We start from the raw sequence: 18,930 nt of genomic DNA on the forward strand, positions 1-18,930 counted from the left end.
GTTTACTTACGATAACGGCCCAGCCGCTGGCGGTCATCCCGCGTGGCTTTGCGCGCCACCACCTTGCGGCCATACTGGTCGGTCATGGTATAGCGACTGCCGACGATCCGCTCGCGCCACCCGTTCGAGAACAGCACGTCAACGTCGCGCCCGCGATACGTTACCATCACCACCCGCGTGACATGTTCTGCCTGCGGCGCGGTGTTAACCGCCGATTGACTGCCGAATAAGCTGCGTATCCGCGCCACGTCCGAGCCGCGGGCCTTGCGGCGTTCCCGAACCCGCCCATCGCGGTCGACTCGCTGGAATACACCGTTTACGATCTCCTGCCGGCTGCCGTCTGAAAAAGTAACGCGCGCGCCGTTTGCCAGCTTCTCGGCACTGACGCCGTTACGGACGTCGCCACCTTTCGCCGCAACCCCACCCGAGGCGATCCCGGGACCATCGTCGTCAACATCGTTCCCGTCATCGCCTCGGTCGCCGCCGCCGCCCGGGCCCGAATTGCCACCGCCTGAGCCTGAGTTGCCCCCGTCATCTCCCCCGTCATCTCCCCCGTCGTCCCCACCGTCGTCGCCGCCTTCGCCGCCGCCGCCTCCGTCGTCTCCACCATTCTTGGCCATCGCGGAGGATGCTGACAGGGTAAACTCGGCTCCGCCCGGCAGGTCGATGTTGATATGCCAGGGAAACAATAGTGCGGCGGCTAAAATCGCCACCCGCAGACTCCCCCATGGCCTTGCGCCGCCAGACATTCTTGTTCCCCCTTCCGCCGCGGCGCGCCGCGATCTCCGCAGCACGCCACTATTTATGTTTTAACATAGTTTGCGGTTCGGCTCATCGGACGATGGTCTGGCGGTCGGCAACTGAAACCAAGAAACGGGAGGCGGTCGTTCGCTGTGTCAGCAGCCAAGCTCTCCTGAGCCAAGCAATGCAGACAATCCCGGTTTCCGGGTAACTTCTGTTTCGGCCCCGGAGTCCGGCGTCTTCAGAATATGAAGTCGCTCACGTCGAGATCGGAAAGGCTCACGCCAAGCAACGTGATCGAATTGCCGCCGCCGGTGTCGATTACCACGTCCGCGCCGACCTGGGTCATGTGGTTGTTCGAAAGATCGGTAAAGCCGGTAATCGCCGTGACATTGGACAGGTCGATCTGCTCGCCGCTGTCGAGAGCGTCAAAATCAGTCACCGCATCCGCGCCGTGCCCATCCGCGAAAACGAAGGTGTCCGAATTACCGCCGCCAGTGAGCGTGTCGTTTCCAGTGTCGCCAAAAAGCCGGTCGGCGCCGTTGCCGCCTTCGACGACATCGTGCCCTCCACCGCCGCGGACGAGATCATTGCCGTTGCCGCCATAGACCGAGTCGTTACCGTCGTTGCCATTTACCGTGTCCCAACCGCCATTTCCCCGCACGACATCGTCCTGAGCGCCGCCCCGAAGCATGTCGCGGCCGGTGCCGCCAATCACGAGGTCCTCTCCGATGCCGCCATCTGCAACGTCATCGTCGTCGCCCCCGTTAAGCGTATCGTTTCCGGCGTTGCCGTTCAGCGTGTCGTTTCCGCCATTTCCATTGACCCGGTCGTATCCACGTCCGCCACTGGCCAGGTCGTTTCCGTTGCCACCGGTAACAGTGTCGAACCCGCCCCCACCGTATAACCGATCTGACCCCATGCCGCCGTTCAACAAGTCTGCGCCCGCTTCGCCAAACAGCCGGTCGTTGCCCCTGAAACCCGAGATACTGTCGCTGCCGGTCCCGCCGAATACCGCGTCAAACCCGGAGCCGGCCGAAATCGAGTCGGCGCCGCCCTCCCCCAGGATTCTGTCGTTTCCGACGCCGCCAACAAGCGTGTCGCCAAGTCCGGAGCCCACGATGAGGTCATGTTCGGTGAGATCGATCCCGGGAATCGCTGAAAGGTCGATCGGAGCACCCTGCGAATACTGGGTGCCGGCCGGTACGTCCTCGAACGTGCTGTTTTGCAGAAAGTCTTCAACTGCCGCCGGTGTCGTCAAAGAGATAGGTGCGCCGCCGACATAGAACAGATAGACAACGCCGGGATTGGCCGCGAGTTCGAAGGTCATAACGTATGAAACGTTGCCGCCGCCCCAGGTGACCTGCTGAAACAAACTCTCCCGCGCCGGATCGGTGACGAATACACCGTCAAGCGCGATTCCATAGAAATCCGTGCCGACCGCGTCGAACTCGAAAGGCGTGGGCGTGCCGGGAACCTGCGGAGAGGTGTAGCTGTAGCTAAAAGAGCCGACGCCCGGAGCAACTGTCAGCCAAAGTGTTGACGTTGAGACGCTGGAAACTGATCCATCACTGATCGAATATTGAATCCCGTCCTGAATGTATGTGGTCATCGTTCTTGCCCATAGCTAGTCGTGCCCCCACACACGTGTGCTTATGCCTTGGCGGCGCAACTTTGGTTAGCGAAAAATTCCGATTCCACGCTTGTGGATATTTACGAAACGGGCTTGCGGTTTCCGATTCACGGCCGAAATGTCGCTTTTTCACAATGTGAAAAGTTCGATTTTCCTGTAAACGCCGACCATACTTGGCTCAGCAGGCGACGTCGGACGCGTCGAGATCACAGGGAGCAACACCCGGTCGCGGAATCGAGTTTGCATCTCGCATGCCGATCAGAACGTTGCTGCCATTGTGCAATTGCCGCGCCGGCTCCTTCTTCAATACCGCCTGCTACGTGTCGCTTCACGGGTCTCGATCAAGTTTGCTCCCATTTTGGGATTCGCTGTCCAAGTCACGTTCGGAAAGTCGCTCTTCTCCCGAAAGACGCTTGTTGCGCGGCTGCATCTACGAATTGTTTTGCGCGGAAAATTGTTACGCCGGGCACAGAAAGCGTCCATTCCGGTTCCGTGTCGAGGCTGTCACGCCGACCGTCGTGTTCGAAGGAAAGAACGTGGGAACGGTTAACTCGCCAAACCGTTCAATCCGAAGAGCCCTGAGAAACCACGTTTTCCCTGGGAACGTGAACGCATGGAACCATGTCCCCAAGCAGCGCCGGGTCGCAAGAGCCCCGAAACATCTCGAGCCGGGTGACCCCGATGGGAACCGCAGGTCATCGGACGGATTAGTGACAGCTGATCGGCCTGTTTTCAGGGCGCTGGATTTCCGCCGTTACCGGTCAACGGGCTTTTCCAACTTCGCGCACGCAACGGTTCAGCTTTTCCTCTCGGCGGTTGTCGCCTTATGCGGTGCCACACCTGCGTCACTTGGGCTCCGCACTCATCTGGCAGAGCGTCCGGTAATGCGTCGGGCACCGAGAAAGGTAATAGAGACGAAACTCAGTACCAGCGGTATTCGTAGTGACAGCGTTTGATGCCCAATATTCCGATCCGCTGGCAGACCTCAATGCGACGTCGCTTTTTCTTTTTCGGGGGATTTCTTGCGACGTATTCGGCATAGTCTGCCTCGCTTTGGGCGTTCAGGGCCAACAATTGAACCGCGCTTAGGAAACCGGTGACTGGGAAACCCTTGTCGTCCTGCCACGCGGAAATCGAATTCCTGGAATTCTGTCCGAACACGCCATCCACGCCTTTCGGATCGAACCCTAGAACAAGCAGTCTCTGCTGTATTTCCGAGCGTTGAGCGCGGGTCAGCGAAAGCTCTTGTTCGGTCTGACTGGTTGCCGGTTTGTTGACTGCGGTTGCGGCTTTGCGAAGCGCAGGATCGCGAATGTCGGGCGCCTCCGACATACGGTTGAGAGACAGAATGCCGGTGTTCGACAAAACCACCTCGAAACGGGAAGTCTTCCTTTCCGGAGGGAAAGGCTCGCATTCGTCCAGTGCACTGGCGCCTCGCAGGAAAAGCCGCCTCATATCCGCTGTCACTGCCGACTTGCCCTTATACTCCGGAATGCCGGTCAGCCGTCCCTCCCCGTCGAGACCAAAGCCGACGGAGACACGCGTGTCCGGAGAGATTTCCGGCGATCCCCCGAAGCAACCGCCCAAAGCCATCTTCAGCGATTGAACATATTGCTGGGACCGACCGGCATCAGCCTCCTCGGGCTTATCTCCTTCTTCCGACGGTATTTCATTTCCGGATCGTTTCTTCGCAACGTCGACAGCGCCTTCGGATGACGTTCCGGCATTTTTGGTGTTTGTCGCCGCGATCTCCGACGCCACCGGGCTGACCAAAATTCCAAAGGTCGCAGCCCCGAACAGAAACACGAGGGCGCCAAAAACATATGATGTCCGGTTGAAAATCACGCCTATCCTTCCTGAGATCACCCTCGCGGCCTTGCAGATCCGCACCCGGTTCAACCACTTCGCCCTGATCTTACCTGTTCGTGCGGGGAATGGCAGCTTACCGGTCATGAGAACGCCGGATCGGCTGTTAGTTGCGCATCATAACGCCGGCCGGCGTTTTCTGGGGCGCCTGGGTTTCCCGGCCAAGGTAAAAGGTTTCATCGTCGGCCTGTTGCGCCAATTGGCTGCGAAACGGCTATCCGCGCGAACAAATGGATAACCAGAGACAAGCGAAAGCCCGTTACCGGAGCCCGGGATGCCTCGGGTCCCTGGGACCTGGCGCCGAAACAGCGAACGTCCGACATCGAACCTTATTTGCTCGCCAATTCGCCATGGAATGCGGCCAGCGCCTCGTCCGACAGGGTGTCGAGACCGATGGCCGTACCGGTTTCGTCAACCGAGTCCTCTGCCTCGGCGACTGCATCTTCGGCATCTTCCGCAGCGTCCTGCGCATCGGCCAGATCGGCTTCGGCGTCTGCCAGATCGGCCTCTGCCTCAGCCAGCGCATCCTCAGACTCTGCCAGTGCGTCAGCGTCCGGCGCGTTGTCGACGGCCTCCTGAGCTGCGGTAACAGCATCCTGCGCCTCGTCGACGGCATCTTGCGCCTCTGCCACAGAGTTTTCGGCTTCGGCTTGTGCATTCTGGGCTTCAGCCAGATCATCGAGGGCTTCACTATACGAGGCGATTTGACCAACCATGCTGTTGGGTGACGCATTCGCAAATGCGGTCGCGCTGGCATGAACTGCGTTGAGGCCTTTCAATTCAGAAGAGATGGCGCCTTTCCCTGGGTTCGCAGCGCTCTTGCCCCTGGCCTGCGCGCTCTTGCCTTTTGCGGCCTTTCCCTTTGCAGATCGGCTTCCTTTGGCGGATTGGCTGGCCGACCCTTTCGCGTGCCCTCTGGCGTTTCCGACACCATGCCCGCTGCCATTGCCCGCGCCGTGACCCACGCCGTTCCCGCCGCCGTTGCCGCCGCCATTGCCGCCGCCGTTGCCGCCACCACTACCGCCGCCGTTGCCGCCACCATTCCCTTTGGCGGAAACCTCGGTCGCAATCATTGAAACGGTGGACGCGACGCCAAATCCGACAACAGTCAGGACGATGGCGGATGCCTTGAGAAACCTTCTCGAACGGTGCTTCATGCCTTCTTCCTCCGGGAAAGGTAAAGATTTTCCCCATTTCTCAGCCATGACAAAGGCCAGAATATGGCAAAACTTCTCGGTAAGCTGACCGTCGCGCATGGCGCACGCAATACCGCCCGTTGCGACGGCTGCTCGGGCTGTCGCCGAGGTCCGAATTGGATCGCAGCGGTCTGTTTGACGGTTTCTTCCAGTCAGTAGATCGCTAAGCGAGTGATCCTTTCCGAACAGGATGCAGGCATGCGCGTCAGGGGGATTGCAGGCGTTTAGAGCCTAAAGGTCGGAAGTCTCCGAAACAGTCCCCGTCTTCTCCAAGAGGATCGCATCTTGAGAGGCAAGGCCTTCCAGAAAACAGCAACCCCGTCGTTTTCCAGCACCGCAAAGAAGTTAGTGGCGGACCCAAGAGCCGCCATGCCTTGATCTGACAGCATCCTGCAAGATCCGATAATGCCCTATTATTTAGAATATTTTGGTCTGGAACTGTCCGGCATGATCCACCATATTCCCATACAATCCACGTCTATGTGGGGGATATACTGGGGGATTGAATATGGAAGCAAGAGGTGCGCGAAAGCCTGAGAAGGCGCTGACCACACGCTTCGTCGAAACCGTGAGCGCGCCGGGCAAATACTTCGATGGCCACGGGCTGTTTCTCCGCGTCCGGCCCAACGGCGGCAAGCAGTGGGTGCAGCGCATCACTATCCGCGGCAAGCGATGTGAACTTGGTCTGGGCAGCCCCCCCGCCGTGCCGTTGGCCAAGGCGCGCCAGATTTCCTTGGAGAACCGGGGCATAGCGATGCTGGGGGGCGATCCGCTTCAAGATAAGCGCGAGGCTGCCGCCGAACTGCGCTTTGAGCAAGCGGTGGAGATGTATCTGTCCGCCAAGCTGTCGGAGTTTCAGAATGAAAAGCACCGCAAACAGTGGCGCTCTACGCTGGAGACCTACGCCCTACCCGTGCTGGGTCCAAAGAAGGTCTCGGAAATCACTGTGCAGGACGTGCTGCGCGTGTTGGAGCCGATCTGGCTGACCAAGACCGAGACGGCGAAGCGGCTCCGCGGGCGAATTGAAAACGTGCTGTCATGGGCGACGGTGGCGGGCCACCGCGCGGGTGACAATCCGGCCCGGTGGAAAGGCAACCTTTCTGAGATCCTGCCGAAGCCAACCAAAGTAGCGAAGGCCGTCAATCAGCCTGCGCTGGCGCTGAGCGATGTTCCCCGCTGGTGGGTCGACCTGTCCGCCCGTGACGGCATGGGAGCTCAGGCGCTGGCGTTCCTCATGCTGACGGCTGCTCGCTCCGGCGAGGTCCGCGGCATGACCTGGGGTGAAGTCGACCTTGAGGCGGGTCTCTGGACGGTTCCCGCCCCCCGCATGAAGAACAGCCGAGAGCACCGCGTGCCCCTGTCACCGCAAGCGACGGCGCTGCTGGAGGGGCTGCCGCGCATGGCCGGGTCTCCATACGTGTTTTTTGCTCCGCGCGGCGGCATGCTGTCGGACATGAGCGTTTCCGCCGTCATGCGGCGCATGCACGAGGCGCAGGTCAAGTCGGGCGATCCGGGCTATCTGGACCCACGCAGCAAGCGCCCAGTGGTGCCGCACGGGCTCCGCTCGACATTCCGGCAATGGGCGGCGGAGCGTGGCTATCCTCGCGACATGGCAGAAATTGCGCTGGCGCACTGGATCGGCTCCGAGGTGGAGCGCGCCTATCAGCGTGCCGATATGCTGGAGCGGCGGCGCGACATGATGGTGGCGTGGGCGGCGTTCTTGCGTGGCGAGGAATCCGAGGGCGTTGTGGCGCTTTTTTCAGGAGCCGAAGCATGAAATCGGCAAAAAAGGTCGGTATTTGGTCCGGGAGTGTATTCCATGCAATCAGATAACGTCACGGCTGCCAGAGATTGGGCAAATGGATACGTGCAAAACCTTGCTCCACAATTGGATGATCTGCTCGGTCCCGCAAGCTGGTACAAACGAGAACACATGCAGGAAGCGTTGGGGATATCGGAAGAAAACGGCGTTTACACCGTTCCGTTTGTTGCCGCCCACGCACTGCGCGAACAGGCACAAACTGACAAGGCTGCGCACAGTCTAGCCAGCCGCATCGTCGAGCAAAACCGGTCTCGAAGCGCGTCTATTCCCGAGCCGCTCGAGGATATCGCAAGTGGTCGACTGCCTCGACCGAAAAAAGAGGAATGACTGGTGCAGAACACGGCGTGCGAGACCTGATTTTCAAGGTTATGGCGGTAACGCTGCAGAAGGAATTTGACCTTCCGCTTGGGCGGAACGACGAGAAGACAGGCTCCGGAGAACGCATCTCTGCGTGCGAGATCATTCACGATGCCTTTCGGGGGATTGGGCGGCATGTGCCCGACGACCGATCTATCGAAAAAGCGATCCGGAGATGTTCGTAACCACCGTAGCAGTCGCCCCATGAATTTTGTCCCATGAACCTGTGTAAGTCGCCGTTGATGATTTCCACCAGGCGCCACGGAAATCCCGCTGTGGCCAGATTACAAAGGAAATCACATGGCCGACACTCTGCTACGGCGTCCCGAGGTAGAAGCCCGCACCGGGTTGTCCCGCTCGACGCTTTACGTTTGGATGAAACGAGGGGAGTTCCCCCAGCCGGTGAGGCTTGGCGCCCGCCTCGTGGCGTGGCGCGAGAGCGATGTCACGGCGTGGCTGGAAAGCCGCGAAATCCGGGTGGCTTGAGATGGGCGGCCCGAACGAAGCGACCCGGAACCTGCACAAACAGGAACCGGGCCGGGGATGTCGTATCAGGGATGAACTTAACGACCTAAAAAAAGTAACAGCGCCCCCGGAAAAAAGCCAGACCCGAGAGACCTCGGATGATTATGCGAAAGTTGTTGTGCAGCTGTGCCCCCGCCACCGGGTGATCGTCTGCAAAGATGGAATCCAGTGGGTTTTGCAAAAACGGGACGGTGAGAGGGCCGGCCGGCCGCGATGGACCGGCCTCAGCTACCACCTGACCCGAGACAGCCTCATCCGAGCCTGCCGGCGGTTGTGTGGGCCCTGCGACCCGTTGGCTTTGCAACGGCTGTCAGAGCTGCCCGAAAAGTTTCCGGTGAAATCATGAGGGCTGCGTCAGCTGAACCAGTTCCCCGCGACGAAATCTTGGCCGAGATTTCGCGCCTGTACGAACACGGGTTTTCGCTCATTCCTCTCGGCGGTGTTGACGGCAAGAACCCCGTGGTCAAGTTCGGGAATCGCAATCGCCTGCCCGTAGACATGGTCTTGGAAAAGGTCCGAACCGGTAAAGCAACAGGCTACGGCATCCGGTTAGGCGGACTGCTGGTTCTCGACATCGACTCGACCGATCCTGCCATCGTGCGGCAACTGGAACAGCACTTCGGCGAGACACCCGTCAAGACCCGGACACCCAGTGGCGGAATGCACCTGCTTTATCGGTACGACGGCACAGGCGCTATCAACCTCAAGAAAGAGGGATTGCCCGTGGATGTGAAGTTCGGGCGAAATCAGTACGTGGTCGGCGCGCAATCTCGACGCCCTGATGGGGCGACATACATGCCGGTCGGAGTCCAGTTAGAGTGGGCCGCCCTGCCTTTTATCCAACTCGACGATGCTGATGTTTTCCCGAGCAGCCCGAGTGTCGAGCCACAACAGTTGACCATTCCGAACCGTGTGCCAGTTGGGCATCGCCACTACCATCTGCTTTCTGTGGGCAGAAACCTCGTTACCGAGGTTGGATCAAGTGATGAACTCATTCAGCGGCTCAAGCATGAGCGAGACACCCGATGTGCCGTGCCTGAATCGAAATCAGATCAAGAAATCGAGAAGTTGGCTGACTGGTGGTGGCAAAACCGCTGCGGCAACAGAATTTACACGGGACGAAACAGCGAGTTCCGGGTGTCCCGTATTGCGCTCGACCTCCTGCAAGGCAACGCCGACGCGGAACACCTGTATGTCAGGCTCATCAGTGCTCATGGCCACACCCCCGGAAAAAAATTCGCCATAAACCACGCGGCCATGAAGGAAGCCGGGCTTACTGACCTCAGCCGAGACAGATTCCATCGGGCACGGGACAAGCTTGTTGAGGTTGGCCTTCTCGAAAAAGCTGAGAACCACGTTGGCGGAAAACGGATGCGGCAATACAGGCTCCTAAGACCGCTGCCTTCTCCAAATGATTTGCCCGAATAAACCCTGCTGGGAAGGGGGGAAAGGGTCTATTAACTTACATATGTTGACGGGATTCCGTCTTTACGGCTTCAGGGCGGCTTGTCCCTATTGGTAAAGTATCCAGTCTCGACCCTGGCACTCGAAAAAACCGCCGGCCGGGAGCCTCCCGCGCCGCTGAGGTGGTGAACCCCTGCGTAGATCGTTGCGCGGCTGGGCCGGCGCTTTCAGGCGCTCAGACGGCCTTCCGGTGCGCCGTTTGGGTAGCCGTAGGCAGATACGCAGACGGGGTACCTTCGGTAATCCGACAGACCGGGACCGTACGCCCGGGGCACCCCCCTATTCCCGGCGCGCCTCAGGCTTGCACTGCACAGTATTTGGCGCGTTCAGATGCTGTTCTGGGCAATCCATCTTTGCTACCAGATGCGGCATCACGAACCTGCGCCACTTCGGCGGCCGCTTGTCGAATGTATTTTTTTTTTGCATGCTCGCCGCATATGGAAAAATAGATCTAAGAAGACGATGGAGCGGAAGGGATGCTGGCGTCACTGCGAATCATTGCCGGTTTTTTCTTTTGGCTCTCAATCCCCGCAGGGTCACTGCACGCGGCCGACTTTCGCAAGGAGTGCTTGGCCTCTTATTGCGATGTCTTGCTCTATGGAGCCATCCAAGAGGGCGACGCAAAGAAGTTCAGGGATTTCGTTTCCGGCATCGTTCGGCATGACCAGCTCGTCAACAAGCTGTTACTGATGTCGCCCGGGGGACTGGTCGATGAGGCGATTAGTATTGGACGCATTGTTCGCAAAGGTCTGATCGAAACGTGGGCCCCGCATCCCGTGCTTTATTTCCCATTTGATGTCAGCGGACTTACAGACGCTCAGATACGGGCCCGCTGTGTCGTCGATGAATGCTATTGGGTTATGTATTTTGAAGCACATAGGTTTGGCGGGCCCTATACCAATTCGGCAGAGGCATCGGCCAGTAAGTTCAGCAATTACAGTGAAGTCAAAGGAGCATTTGTCGACGAAAACACGATATGCGCCTCTGCATGCGCGTTGATTGCTCTTGCCGGAGTTGACAGAAGAGGGATGATCGGTCTTCACCACATTTCTATTCGTTCCAACGATCTCGACTATTTCGACCTTGAGCGTCGACTAACCGGCGGGACTTCTATATTAGAGGAATACCTTCGTGAAATGCGTATACCGCAAGCGGTTATCGACAGGGTGTTTTCGACGGGTTCTGGCAGCATTGACGGGTTATGGCTGGGTCGGGATTTACCCGGAAAGGATTCGATATTTCTAGAGTTTTTAAACAGCAAATGCACGCCATTTACAGATGAAGAGTACTCGCGCCTAACCGACCTCGAATTTCTCAGGGACTTTGGCTTTTTCCTGGATGACAACGGCAACCTGGTTTCCCGTAAATTCACGCGCACGGATAACGAGCAACTTGCCAGCCTAGAGACGCGAAAAGATGAGTGGCATTCATGCACTTTTGACGTCAAAACAGAAGCTCGAAAAAAAGCCCAAGCGAGGCTCAGATAGCGCTTCAGCGTCAACCGTAAAGCGGCGTTCCGTGAAGACGTAGATACGGTGAGGTCGCCGAATATGAGCCCACAAGGCAAAGAAGTTATAGCGCATCAGAAATCTGATGTATGATGCCACCATGACCGAGTGGAACGAAGCGACGGGAACTACTACCGCCTGCAAGGCATCTGCCCCGGTCTGGTCGGGCCTGACGGAAAAGCAGGAACGCTTCGCGCTCCGAGTCTCCGAGGGTATGAACTTCAGTGCCGCGTACCGCGAGAGCTACGACACGTCGGGTATGTCACAGCCGTCGGTGTGGCGAGAGGCCCATCGTTTGAGCCGAAACGACAAGGTTGCCATGCGCATCGCCGAACTGGTTGCCGTCCGGGAAGAAGAAGAACACCTTCAGTCCCGTATACGGGCCTACAGGGTAACTGCCCATCTGGAAGAAATGATGCGAACCGCCAAATCTGAGTCGGCGCGGCTTCGGGCAGCCGAACTTCTCGGCAAAACCGTTGGATTGTTTATCGACAAGACCGAGGTCAAAGACGCACGTGAACCAACGATTGCTGAACTCGAGGAAAAGCTGAAGAAGCGGCTGAAGTCCCTGAAACCCGTGAATCCGATGGAAGGGCACCCCAAGGATTAGAGAGAAAACAGGGGGTTTTCCGGCTTTTCTCGGTATGGAGGGGGGGAGGCCAATCAAAGTTCGCGTTCGAAAAGGTCTTCAGGAAATAGAAAACCAGTCTGTTAGCATCCAGCACGTTCCGGAGCGATCCAGGTCCATGTGGGGGACCAACTGGGGGGCACCAGATCAAAAAACAGGAAATTCTGATGGATTTTCAGCACATTAGAATAAGTATATGGCGGACCCAAGAGGATTCGAACCTCTGGCCTCTGCCTTCGGAGGGCAGCGCTCTATCCAGCTGAGCTATGGGTCCGGCTCCCGCGCTCTATAGCTGCCTCGCCGACGTCCCGCAATCATCAATTCGCTTTTCGCTGGACTTCGCCGGCCACCGTCGGAAGATGGCGCCATGCGCGATGTCCATGCCCCGCTCTGGCTGCTGATCCTTCTGCAGGGCGCCGTCTCGGCGGCGTCTCTGGTGGTCGAAATCGTGGCCGGTCGGACGCTGGCACCTTATGTCGGGATGTCACTTTATACTTGGACCTCGGTCATCGCCGTGGTCCTGGCGGGGTTTTCGCTGGGCCACTGGATCGGCGGGCGGTTGGCCGAACGTCGCGCCGTCTCGGCGCTCGCGGCCACCGGCTGGGCCTTGATCGCTGCGGCCCTGACCACCGCGCTGGCGCTCGCCGCCCTGCAGGCGCTCGCGGGTCCCGTACTGGCCGCGATCGGTCACCCGATCTGGGGCATTGCGGCGCTGGCAACGCTGGTGTTTTTCCTGCCCTCGACCTTTGCCGGCATCCCCGCGCCGGTGCTGGCCAAGGTTGCGGTCGACACCCAGACCAGGCCCGGTCAGGCGCTCGGTGCGATCTTCGCTGCCGGCGCCATCGGCGCTATCGCAGGAACGCTGCTGGCTGGTTTCCTGTTCATCTCCTGGCTCGGCTCGGCCCTGACCCTGGCCTGCGTGACAGTGACCTACCTGCTGGCGGCACTGGTCAGTTTCCGCCTCGCCGGCACGCCGCTGGCGCCGCCGCTTCTGGCTGCGCTCGTCGCCCTCGGTCTGGCGGGAGCCGCTCTCGCTGCCCCGGCGCCTTGCACGGTGGAAAGTCGCTATTTCTGCCTGCGCTCTGTCGATGTCTCGGCCAATCCCGATCAGCCCGCCCGGCTAATGGTAATCGACCACCTCGCCCACGGCATCTCGGCCCGCGATGCGCCGCTGGTGCAGTTCACCGAACACGCCGCCATGCTTGATGCGCTGGCCCGGCTGCGCGCTCCGCGCCCGGACTTCACCAGTTTCTTCATCGGCGGCGGCTCCTATTCGATTCCCCGCGCCTTTCACCTGCGCGGCACCGGCGCCCGAGTCGTGGCCGAAATCGACCCGGCGGTCACGGCGATGGCGGTGCGCGATTTCTGGTTTGATCCGACCACCGCCACGATCCTGCACATGGACGCGCGCCGTGCCCTGCGCGAGCGGCCCGACCGCTATGACGTGATCGTCGGCGACGCCTTCACCGATGTCGCCGTTCCCGCCCACCTGGTCACACGCGAGTTTTTCCAACTGGCGCAATCGCGCCTGACCCCGGACGGCACCTTCCTGATGAACGTGATTGACTACGAAGGCCGCCTGTACGCGCTGGCCTCGGTCGTGCGCACGGCGCGCGCGGTCTTTCCATCGGTCGAGGTCTGGACCAACACCACCGCGCCCGAACCCGGCGGACGCGTGGTGTTCGTCATCGCCGCCGGGGCGGAACGTAGCCCGGCCTCGCGCGTTACCGTCCCAGCGCCGGACCGCACCACTTTCGGGGCGATGGACCCAGGTTGGATCGCCGATCTTTCAGAAAAAGCCGGAATAACCCTGACCGATGACTTCGCGCCAATCGACAGGTTAATAGGACGGCCGGACTAGTCGTCCGGCCGTCCTGTGAGGTAAGACTGTTCCCGGCTGTTGCCGGATCAGTTCACTTGGTTACCGTACTTGTCGTAGACCGGTTCCGGCTCCACCATCACCACGGGCTCATCCTGCTGACCGCAGGACGCGAGGATCGATACGCCGACGAGGAAGAGGGCAGCTTTGAAAAATTTCATGATTGAGCTCCGTATTTTGCAGATGCAACAAGCTTAACGTCGGTTGCGACGCGAGTCGATTGTTCAAATGCAACGCTGGGCAATTTCCTGCCCGCTGGTGCCGATTTAACGCGGTCGTCAGCCGAAAAGCTGGTGCGCCAGCTCCAGCGCCTCGATCAGCGTGTCGACCTCCTCGCGCGTGTTGTAGAGTCCGAAGCTCGCCCTGCAGGTCGCGGTCACGCCGAACTGTTCCATCAGCGGCCCGGCACAATGGTGCCCGGCGCGCACGGCCACGCCCTTCTTGTCGAGGATGGTCGAGAGGTCATGGGCATGCGCGGCCCCTTCCATGGTGAACGAAAAGATCGCCGCCTTGCCCGGCGCCGTGCCCTGCAGCCCCAGCCAGTTCAGCCCCTTGAGCCGCTCGCCGGCATAGGCCGCAAGTTCCGCCTCATGCGCGGCAATCTTGTCCATCCCCAGATCCATCAGGTACTCCAGGGCCACGCCCATCCCGATCTGCTGCACGATTCCCGGCGTACCGGCCTCGAACTTCATTGGCGGATCGTTGTAGATCACCTCGTCGCGGCTGACTTCCTTGATCATGTCGCCGCCACCGAGAAAGGGCCGCATCTCGTCCATCCGCTCCTTGCGGATGTAGATCGCACCCGAGCCCGACGGCCCGTAAAGCTTGTGTCCGGTGATGGGATAGAAATCGCAGCCCAAGTCCTCGACATCGACCGGCATATGCACCGCTCCCTGGCTGCCGTCGACCAGCACCGGCACGCCCTTTGCACGCGCCGCATGGCAGATCGTCTTTACGTCAACAACGGTGCCCAACACGTTGGAAACATGGGTGATCGCTACCAGCTTTGTCTTCGGTCCCACAGCGTCGATCACGGCCTGCGGGTCAAGCGCTCCGGTCGCGTCACAGTCGACCCATTTCAGCACCACGCCAAGCCGCTCGCGCAGGAAATGCCAGGGCACGATATTGGCGTGATGCTCCATCACGCTGAGAACGATCTCGTCGCCGGCCTGCATCCGCGGCGCGGCCCAGGCATAGGATACCAGGTTGATCCCTTCGGTGGTGCCGGAGGTGAAAACGATTTCGTTCTCGTCCGCCGCGCCCAGGAACTTCGCCACGATCCCGCGCACCGCCTCGTATTTCTCGGTGGCCAGGTTGGAAAGGTAGTGCAGCCCACGGTGCACGTTGGAATATTCTTGGGAGTAGGCCCGTGTCACCGCTTCGATGACGCATTTCGGCTTTTGGGCCGAAGCGCCATTATCGAGATAAACCAAAGGCTTGCCATTCACTTCTCGCGAAAGGATGGGAAAATCAGCGCGGATCTTCTCAACGTCATACATTTCCCATTCCTCCTTCTGCGCCCGCGCCCAACAGGACCAGGACAACAACCATGATTGCGAACAGCATCGCTGGCCCTAACAGCAGCGTGCCCACCGCCTTGAGCGGATTGCCGAAGCCATGAACCCGGTCGACGAAGGCAACCAGGATCCACAGGCCAAGAAGACTGATGGCGAATTCAATGAGCCCCGCCAAAGGCGCCGAGACCAGCGCCAGCAACAGAATCAGCACCATCGCGGAGGTCTGCAGCACCTGAAGCCAAAGGAACACCGCCGCCATGTCGTGCAACTCGCCCTCTCCGCCCAGAAGCCGCCCGGCCCAGTGCAGGATGTTGATCGCCAGCACGATCGAGCCGGCGAAAAGGACGGCCAAAAGCGCCGGCCGCGCCACGAAGCGCGCCATCCGTTGCTGGAAGGCCAGAACCTCAGGATCCGGCGATGGCATCGGCGGGAAGACCTGCCACGACAGCCAGATGGACAGCGCCATCAGGGCCGCCACCAGAACGACCATGCTCCACAGCATCGCATGAGACAGGTTGCGGCGCAGCGCCATGATCTTCTCCGCCGCCTGTTTCGGATCGAAAATCGTCAATTTAACAAGAGCTTGCCAGTCGACCGTCATGTTGACCTCCGGGCTTCGGCCAGCCCTGACATCCAGAACCACAGAAAGGTGAAACACCACAGCACCCCGACCACTGTCAGGCCCGGCCCCGATCCCGCGAACCCGGCCATCAACCCCCAAAGCAGGATCAGCGGCCCCGAGGCCAGGAGCGCCCAGAACAGCGCCATCCGCGCTGCAAAAGGCTCCCCCGTCCCGCCGGTCGCCCGCAGTAGCCAGTGGCTGAGCAGCGCCAGGGTATAGAACACCAGCGGCATGATCAGCAGCCACGCCATCAGCGTGCCGCCCAATTTCATGGTCAGATCGCCGCCTGTCAGATGCGACTCGCGCGCCAAACGCGGCCATTGCGCCACGAACACCACGGCGCAGCCCGCCATCAGGATGGCGAGCGCCCGGTCCTCGCGCGGACCGGCCGCGATGATTCGGCGAATCACCCGGCGCGGCCCGCGATAGGTGGCCACGATATCGGTGACCACCGACATCAGCCGCGGCGATGCCGCTTCAGCCAGCCCTCCAGCCGGCCGACGATCTCCTCGGCCAGCCGCGGATCCTCGATCTCGTCCACCGCCTCCGCCAGGAAGGCCAGCGTCAGCAGGTCGGTCGCGTCATTCGTCGGCACCCCGCGCGAGCGCAGATAGAACAGCGCTTCCTCGTCGATCGCGCCCGAGGTAGAGCCGTGCGAACAGGCAACGTCATCGGCATAGATCTCAAGCTCCGGCTTGGCCAGGAACTGGCTGTCCTCGTCCAGAAGCAGCGATTGCGACTTCTGATAGCCGTCGGTCTTCTGCGCGCCCGGCTGAACCAGGATCTTGCCCTGGAACACGCCGGTCGCACCGTTGCGCAGCACCTTCTTGAACACCTGCCGGCTTTCGCAGGCTTCGGCGTCGTGGGTGACGAAGACCGTATCGTCGTGATGGAACGCACCGTCGCCCAGGCAGGCGCCGGCAACATGGGCCACCGCCTCGTCGCCGGTGAATTCGACAACGCATTCATTGCGCGTCAGCACGCCGTTGACCGTCAACGTGAAGCTCTTGAAGGTGCTCTCCTTACCCAGCCGCGCGAAGATATGGGTCGCCGCCCGGCGCTCGTGATCGCGGCCCTGGGCCCGGACATGATGGAAGCCCGCACCATCAGCGACGTCGACCTCAAGCACCTTGTTGAACCGCGCCGCCGCCGGGCCGTTCTCCAGCAGTGTCAGGTCGGCGCCCGGCTCCAGCTTGATCACGTGGTGCAGCACCGCATCCGAGCTATCGGAACCATGCCGATAGATCAGGCTCACCGGTTTCTCGGCCCGGCCCGTCACCCGGATCAGCACGCCATCGCTGGCCAGCGCGGTATTGAGCGTCGCCAGGGGGCGTTCCACCGGGTTCTGGCCGCGCGCTTCCAGCACGCCGTAAAGCTCCTTGCCCCAGTGGATATCAGCCGCGCCGGCCTCGGCCAGCCGCTCGACCTCAACCCCTGCCAGTTCCAGCGGATCGGACTCGTCGGCCGAAAACACCCCGTCGACAAAGACGATCTTCACCCGGTCGATGCCATCGAACACCGGCGTTTCCTCTGGATCGAACACCCCGGCCTTGGGCGCCTCGGCCTGGGTCAGCGTGTCTGGACGGGTGTATTTCCAGTACTCGTCCCGCCGTCCCGGCAGGCCCATCTGGCGCAGCCGGGCCAGCGCGTCCTCGCGCGCCGCTGTGATCCAGGCGCCGCCCGCCGGCAGCGCCACCCCTTCCAGCCGTTCGGCCGTCGCCGACAGCTTGGCCTCTTTCAGCTGTGCGCGTCTCGACTGGGCCGGGGCACTCATGCCGCCACCTCGGCTAGAATGTCGGCATAGCCGTTGTTCTCAACTTCCAGCGCCAGTTCCGGCCCGCCGGTCTTGACGATCCGGCCATCGGCCATGATGTGCACGACGTCGGGTTTGATGTGATCCAGAAGTCGCTGATAGTGGGTGATCACCAGAAAGCCCCGATCCGCCGAACGCAGCGCGTTCACGCCCTCGGCCACCAGTTTCATCGCGTCCACGTCGAGCCCCGAGTCGGTCTCGTCGAGAATGCACATCTTCGGCTCCAGCATCGCCATCTGCAAGATCTCGTTGCGCTTCTTCTCGCCGCCCGAAAAGCCCACGTTGACCGGACGCTTGAGCATGTCGGCGTCGATCTTAAGCGTCTTGGCCTTTTCGCGGATCACCTTGAGGAAATCGGTGGCGCTCATCTCTTCCTGTCCGCGGGCCTTGCGCTGCGCGTTCACCGCGGTGCGCAGGAAGGTCATGTTGCCGACACCGGGGATTTCCACCGGATACTGGAAGGCCAGGAACAGGCCGATTGCCGCCCGTTCTTCGGGTTCCATCTCCAGCAGATCCTCGCCATCCAGCGTCGCGCTGCCGGCGGTCACCTCATAGCCGTCCCGGCCAGAAAGCACATAGGACAAGGTCGACTTGCCCGAGCCGTTGGGACCCATGATCGCGTGCACCTTGCCCGGCTCGACCGTCAGGTCGACACCCTTGAGGATCTGCTTGTCCTCGTCTTCCAGTTTGACTTTCAAACCCTTGATTTCCAACATGTCGCGTTTCCTTTCATATGCACGCGCCGACGCGGCCGCCTTGCGGCGGCCTCGCGGCAGGTTGTTCTGTTTCGGGTGTTATCCCAGCGAAAGCTGGCTGAGCGGAATCGAGGTTCCGCGGAAATACAGCGTGCCGGGCCGTGTCTGCGCCCGCACTTCCTCGACCCAGCCGGTCGAGAAGACCTGCGCCCAGGGTTCGGGCGCGATGTGCACGAGGTTGTGTGACATGCTTATGCCTGCGGCCAGCCCGGCCAGGCAGAGCAAGAGGTGCGTCTTGGCGTTGAGATTGAAGAACAGCTTTGCGAACAGCACCATCAGCAGCGCGACCACCGATTGCGCCGCCAGGATGTAGTCGGGGTCTGAAAACTCTTCCGGGATCTCGCCGATTCGAAAGGTCAGGTACTGTGCCAGAACGAAGGACAGCGCTCCCACGGTCAGCGCCAGCGGCAGCTTCAGAAACCAGGCTGCGATCCCCGGGCCACGGCGCGGATTGTGCACCTGCAGCCGGGCATGCCGCCGATCGGCGTTGAACACCTCGGCCACGCCGCCGCCCCGCGTCTCGATGCGCGCGACGCGTGCAGCGAATTCCGCTTTGCCCTGCGTCGTCCAAGCCATCGGTATCACCCGTTCCCGAATATTGTCC

19 protein-coding genes and 1 tRNA gene are annotated in these 18,930 nt (G+C 60.6%); 8 read left to right on the forward strand and 12 right to left on the reverse strand.

The annotated features are described in order from the left end of the window. Positions 1-2: 2 nt before the first annotated feature. From NO357_RS01815 to NO357_RS01825, 3 genes are all read right to left on the reverse strand, one after another. Positions 3-713 carry a hypothetical protein gene (locus NO357_RS01815; protein WP_306733902.1) on the reverse strand — a complete coding sequence of 237 codons (711 nt, stop codon included), beginning with the start codon at positions 711-713 and terminating at the stop codon, positions 3-5. Between the two features lie 269 nt (positions 714-982). After that, entirely contained in the window at positions 983-2,353 is a 1,371-nt protein-coding gene (locus NO357_RS01820; protein WP_306733903.1) for a calcium-binding protein, read from the reverse strand. Between the two features lie 942 nt (positions 2,354-3,295). After that, positions 3,296-4,219 (reverse strand): peptidoglycan-binding domain-containing protein, encoded by a 924-nt coding sequence (locus NO357_RS01825; protein WP_306733904.1) that lies wholly within the window; start codon positions 4,217-4,219, stop codon positions 3,296-3,298. Here NO357_RS01825 and NO357_RS01830 point away from each other — a divergent pair. Further along, on the forward strand, positions 4,209-4,478 hold the full coding sequence (locus NO357_RS01830; protein WP_306733905.1) for a hypothetical protein: 270 nt from the start codon (positions 4,209-4,211) through the stop codon (positions 4,476-4,478). The two genes, NO357_RS01825 and NO357_RS01830, sit on opposite strands and share 11 nt — an antisense overlap. A gap of 91 nt (positions 4,479-4,569) precedes the next feature. On the opposite strand, the gene NO357_RS01835 is transcribed toward NO357_RS01830, so the two are convergent. Further along, positions 4,570-5,496 (reverse strand): hypothetical protein, encoded by a 927-nt coding sequence (locus tag NO357_RS01835; protein ID WP_306733906.1) that lies wholly within the window; start codon positions 5,494-5,496, stop codon positions 4,570-4,572. A gap of 448 nt (positions 5,497-5,944) precedes the next feature. Here NO357_RS01835 and NO357_RS01840 point away from each other — a divergent pair, with 448 nt between their 5' ends. The 6 genes from NO357_RS01840 (at position 5,945) to NO357_RS01865 (ending at position 11,722) form a co-directional block, all read left to right on the forward strand. After that, entirely contained in the window at positions 5,945-7,213 is a 1,269-nt protein-coding gene (locus NO357_RS01840; RefSeq protein ID WP_306733907.1) for a tyrosine-type recombinase/integrase, read from the forward strand. A gap of 42 nt (positions 7,214-7,255) precedes the next feature. Next, a complete protein-coding gene (locus tag NO357_RS01845; protein ID WP_306733908.1) occupies positions 7,256-7,585 on the forward strand; it encodes a hypothetical protein in 330 nt (109 codons plus the stop codon). 330 nt (positions 7,586-7,915) lie between these two features. Beyond that, positions 7,916-8,101: a helix-turn-helix transcriptional regulator gene (locus tag NO357_RS01850; RefSeq protein WP_306733909.1), complete on the forward strand. Its 186-nt coding sequence runs from the start codon at positions 7,916-7,918 to the stop codon at positions 8,099-8,101. A 423-nt stretch (positions 8,102-8,524) separates the two neighbouring features. After that, on the forward strand, positions 8,525-9,568 hold the full coding sequence (locus tag NO357_RS01855) for a bifunctional DNA primase/polymerase (RefSeq protein ID WP_306733910.1): 1,044 nt from the start codon (positions 8,525-8,527) through the stop codon (positions 9,566-9,568). A 512-nt stretch (positions 9,569-10,080) separates the two neighbouring features. Next, positions 10,081-11,091 carry a hypothetical protein gene (locus NO357_RS01860; protein WP_306733911.1) on the forward strand — a complete coding sequence of 337 codons (1,011 nt, stop codon included), beginning with the start codon at positions 10,081-10,083 and terminating at the stop codon, positions 11,089-11,091. Between the two features lie 106 nt (positions 11,092-11,197). Then, on the forward strand, positions 11,198-11,722 hold the full coding sequence (locus NO357_RS01865; RefSeq protein ID WP_306733912.1) for a terminase small subunit: 525 nt from the start codon (positions 11,198-11,200) through the stop codon (positions 11,720-11,722). Between the two features lie 215 nt (positions 11,723-11,937). Here NO357_RS01865 and NO357_RS01870 read toward each other — a convergent pair. Beyond that, positions 11,938-12,014 (reverse strand) — tRNA-Arg (locus tag NO357_RS01870). Positions 12,015-12,107: 93 nt separating this feature from the next. Here NO357_RS01870 and NO357_RS01875 point away from each other — a divergent pair. Next, positions 12,108-13,601, forward strand: coding sequence for a fused MFS/spermidine synthase (locus NO357_RS01875; protein WP_306733913.1), 1,494 nt, complete (start codon positions 12,108-12,110; stop codon positions 13,599-13,601). Positions 13,602-13,648: 47 nt separating this feature from the next. Here NO357_RS01875 and NO357_RS01880 read toward each other — a convergent pair whose 3' ends face one another. From NO357_RS01880 to NO357_RS01910, 7 genes are all read right to left on the reverse strand, one after another. Continuing rightward, positions 13,649-13,780, reverse strand: coding sequence for a hypothetical protein (locus NO357_RS01880; RefSeq protein ID WP_306733914.1), 132 nt, complete (start codon positions 13,778-13,780; stop codon positions 13,649-13,651). Positions 13,781-13,897: 117 nt separating this feature from the next. Beyond that, the gene (locus NO357_RS01885; protein ID WP_306733915.1) at positions 13,898-15,118 is read right to left on the reverse strand and encodes a cysteine desulfurase; all 1,221 of its coding nucleotides are present in this window, start codon (positions 15,116-15,118) and stop codon (positions 13,898-13,900) included. Beyond that, complete coding sequence (locus tag NO357_RS01890; RefSeq protein ID WP_306733916.1) at positions 15,111-15,737, reverse strand: YIP1 family protein; 627 nt, start codon at positions 15,735-15,737, stop codon at positions 15,111-15,113. The genes NO357_RS01885 and NO357_RS01890 overlap by 8 nt, the downstream gene beginning before the upstream one ends. Then, entirely contained in the window at positions 15,734-16,216 is a 483-nt protein-coding gene (locus NO357_RS01895) for a YIP1 family protein (RefSeq protein ID WP_306733917.1), read from the reverse strand. Before NO357_RS01895 ends, NO357_RS01890 begins: the two co-directional genes overlap by 4 nt. Continuing rightward, positions 16,216-17,532, reverse strand: coding sequence for a Fe-S cluster assembly protein SufD (gene sufD, locus NO357_RS01900; protein ID WP_306733918.1), 1,317 nt, complete (start codon positions 17,530-17,532; stop codon positions 16,216-16,218). The genes NO357_RS01895 and sufD overlap by 1 nt, the downstream gene beginning before the upstream one ends. Beyond that, positions 17,529-18,287 (reverse strand): Fe-S cluster assembly ATPase SufC, encoded by a 759-nt coding sequence (sufC, locus tag NO357_RS01905; RefSeq protein WP_306733919.1) that lies wholly within the window; start codon positions 18,285-18,287, stop codon positions 17,529-17,531. The genes sufD and sufC overlap by 4 nt, the downstream gene beginning before the upstream one ends. A gap of 78 nt (positions 18,288-18,365) precedes the next feature. After that, positions 18,366-18,902, reverse strand: coding sequence for a hypothetical protein (locus NO357_RS01910; RefSeq protein WP_306733920.1), 537 nt, complete (start codon positions 18,900-18,902; stop codon positions 18,366-18,368). Between the last annotated feature and the right edge of the window lie 28 nt (positions 18,903-18,930).

The sequence above is a fragment of the Marimonas arenosa genome (assembly GCF_030848945.1).
Classification (GTDB): Bacteria; Pseudomonadota; Alphaproteobacteria; order Rhodobacterales; family Rhodobacteraceae; genus Marimonas; species Marimonas arenosa.

Bases quoted from the DNA above. Each gene is read 5' to 3' on its own strand.
- NO357_RS01865 (WP_306733912.1), top strand. From the start codon at position 11,198: ATGTATGATGCCACCATGACCGAGTGGAACGAAGCGACGGGAACTACT.
- NO357_RS01835 (WP_306733906.1), bottom strand. From the start codon at position 5,496: ATGCGCGACGGTCAGCTTACCGAGAAGTTTTGCCATATTCTGGCCTTT.
- NO357_RS01875 (WP_306733913.1), top strand. From the start codon at position 12,108: ATGCGCGATGTCCATGCCCCGCTCTGGCTGCTGATCCTTCTGCAGGGC.
- NO357_RS01860 (WP_306733911.1), top strand. From the start codon at position 10,081: ATGCTGGCGTCACTGCGAATCATTGCCGGTTTTTTCTTTTGGCTCTCA.
- NO357_RS01845 (WP_306733908.1), top strand. From the start codon at position 7,256: ATGCAATCAGATAACGTCACGGCTGCCAGAGATTGGGCAAATGGATAC.
- sufD (WP_306733918.1), bottom strand. From the start codon at position 17,532: ATGAGTGCCCCGGCCCAGTCGAGACGCGCACAGCTGAAAGAGGCCAAG.
- NO357_RS01850 (WP_306733909.1), top strand. From the start codon at position 7,916: ATGGCCGACACTCTGCTACGGCGTCCCGAGGTAGAAGCCCGCACCGGG.
- NO357_RS01895 (WP_306733917.1), bottom strand. From the start codon at position 16,216: ATGTCGGTGGTCACCGATATCGTGGCCACCTATCGCGGGCCGCGCCGG.
- sufC (WP_306733919.1), bottom strand. From the start codon at position 18,287: ATGTTGGAAATCAAGGGTTTGAAAGTCAAACTGGAAGACGAGGACAAG.
- NO357_RS01890 (WP_306733916.1), bottom strand. From the start codon at position 15,737: ATGACGGTCGACTGGCAAGCTCTTGTTAAATTGACGATTTTCGATCCG.
- NO357_RS01885 (WP_306733915.1), bottom strand. From the start codon at position 15,118: ATGTATGACGTTGAGAAGATCCGCGCTGATTTTCCCATCCTTTCGCGA.
- NO357_RS01910 (WP_306733920.1), bottom strand. From the start codon at position 18,902: ATGGCTTGGACGACGCAGGGCAAAGCGGAATTCGCTGCACGCGTCGCG.
- NO357_RS01880 (WP_306733914.1), bottom strand. From the start codon at position 13,780: ATGAAATTTTTCAAAGCTGCCCTCTTCCTCGTCGGCGTATCGATCCTC.
- NO357_RS01840 (WP_306733907.1), top strand. From the start codon at position 5,945: ATGGAAGCAAGAGGTGCGCGAAAGCCTGAGAAGGCGCTGACCACACGC.
- NO357_RS01820 (WP_306733903.1), bottom strand. From the start codon at position 2,353: ATGACCACATACATTCAGGACGGGATTCAATATTCGATCAGTGATGGA.